Source organism: Aminobacter sp. P4_H6_2, from assembly GCF_056400805.1.
Genome location: NZ_JBFUKO010000861.1, coordinates 1 through 1,812, shown reverse-complemented (window position 1 = coordinate 1,812; position 1,812 = coordinate 1). Strand labels below are relative to the sequence as shown.

The 1,812-nt window shown below is 61.7% G+C and carries 3 protein-coding genes; all 3 read right to left on the bottom strand.

What is annotated here, in order from left to right; translation table 11 throughout:
- Window positions 1-479: (2Fe-2S)-binding protein (locus tag AC1DUU_RS31055; protein WP_476787151.1), on the bottom strand; the 479-nt coding region annotated here is incomplete at its 3' end.
- Window positions 476-1,339, bottom strand: coding sequence for an FAD binding domain-containing protein (locus AC1DUU_RS31050; RefSeq protein ID WP_476787150.1), 864 nt, complete (start codon window positions 1,337-1,339; stop codon window positions 476-478). The genes AC1DUU_RS31055 and AC1DUU_RS31050, both read right to left, overlap by 4 nt.
- A 54-nt stretch (window positions 1,340-1,393) precedes the next feature.
- Window positions 1,394-1,812 (bottom strand): FCD domain-containing protein (locus AC1DUU_RS31045; RefSeq protein ID WP_476787149.1); only part of this gene is annotated, 419 nt, incomplete at its 5' end.

The following is a 1,812-nucleotide window of genomic DNA, read 5'->3' as shown; positions in this document are numbered from 1 at the left end:
GTCTTCGCCTTTCTCAACTCGTCGGCAGTGGCCTTGATAGCGTCGATGATCTTTGTGTAGCCGGTGCAGCGGCAGATGTTTCCAGCGATGGCGAACCGGATCTCGTCTTCGTTTGGGTTGGGGTTTTCGTCGAGCAGGGCCTTGGCCATCATGATGATGCCGGGCGTGMAGAAGCCGCATTGCGCGCCGCCGAACTCCATGAATTTTTCCTGGAGGAGGTGAGGGCGGTCATAGGCCAGTTGCAGGCCCTCGATGGTTTCGATTGTTGAGCCTTCGGCCTCGACCCCGAGGATCAGGCAGGCGTTGACTGGCTTGCCATCCATGACAATCGTGCAGGCGCCGCAGTCGCCAACGTCACAGCCCTTCTTGGTGCCGGTCAGGCCGCCCTCATTGCGCAGCGCATCGAGCAGCGTGATGTTGGGCGCAATGGCGAGGTCCTGCGCTTCTCCGTTGATGATCATCGATACCAGCTGGTTCATTGAACACCTCCCATGGCGTAGTCGATCGCGCGGCGYGTCAGCACGCCGACCATGTCGTGGCGGTAGGCAGCGCTTGCCCGCACATTGCCGATTGGGGTGGATTCGAGCATTGCACTTTCGGCTGCCTCGGCGAGCAGCGCATCGTCGATTGTACGCCCGCGCAACAGCGCTTCGGTCTTTCGCGCCCGGATGGCAGTCGGGGCTACGGCGCCGAGCGCGATGCGGATATCCGAACATCTGTCGCCGTCATGTTCTAGGCTGACGGCAACGCTCACGGTTGCGAGTTCCATCGCCTTGCGGCGACCATGCTTGATGTAGGCCTTGCCGCTGGTTGACTGCGGTGCAGGCACGGTTATCCCGGTCACGATATCGCCTGGGACAAGAACCGTTCGTCCGGGGCCGGTAAAGAACTCTTCCAATAAGACGCTGCGCTCGCCTGCAGTGTTGAAGACCGTAAGGCTTGCGCCGTCGGCGATGAGTGGTGGGATGGTGTCGGCAGACGGCGAGGCCCGGCAGATGTTGCCGACCACGGTTGCCCTGTTGCGGACCTGGACTGAACCGAGCAGGCTCACAGCCTTTGCCAGGTTGGGATAGTTCTGGATGACGACGGGCGAGGTTTCGATCTCTCGGACGCTGACTAGCGCRCCGAAGCGTAAGCCCGCCTGTGGGTCAAAGGAGAATTCCCTGAGGTCGGGAATCTTCTTTATGTTCACCACATGCAGGGCAGTGCGGAGGTTCTCCTTGAGCTCGACAAGGAGGTCGGTGCCGCCAGCGATGATGCTGGCGTCCTTGCCGAGTTGCGCTAGCAGGGCGCTTGCCTCCGCAAGGCTCACGGGCTCGTAGTAGTCGAAGCGTTTCATTCAAGTTCCTCCCTTGTGTTGGCCGGTTTTCCCCCTCGCCAACCGCGATTGGGGTCAATCGAAATCCAGTCTGGCGCCTTCGCTGCCAGTTGGGCCGGTTCTCTCACCAGCCTCATTGTCTTGATGGATTTGCTGTATCGCCGCCTCCCGGTCGGCGCCGAGTACGCTTTCCAGCGCGCGCAGATGGGCGGTGTTCAACCGAGCTGCTTCTTCGCCGTTGCCCATGGCGATCGCCTCGACGATCTCGGCGTGAGCGTGGTTGCCGCAGAAGCGCTGCTTGGTGTCGGGCCGCGACCAGGACAGCAGCGGCTGCCGGTTGATCAGGTCGCGTATGACCCCGGTAAGGACATCATTGCCGGCGAGTTCGGCGAGCATGAGGTGGAAACGTCGTGACAGATGCCGGCCGTCTTCGATCCTGTTGGCACCGTACGCTTGACGCTCCTCGTCGACGAAGGCACGCAGCCGCGCGAGAG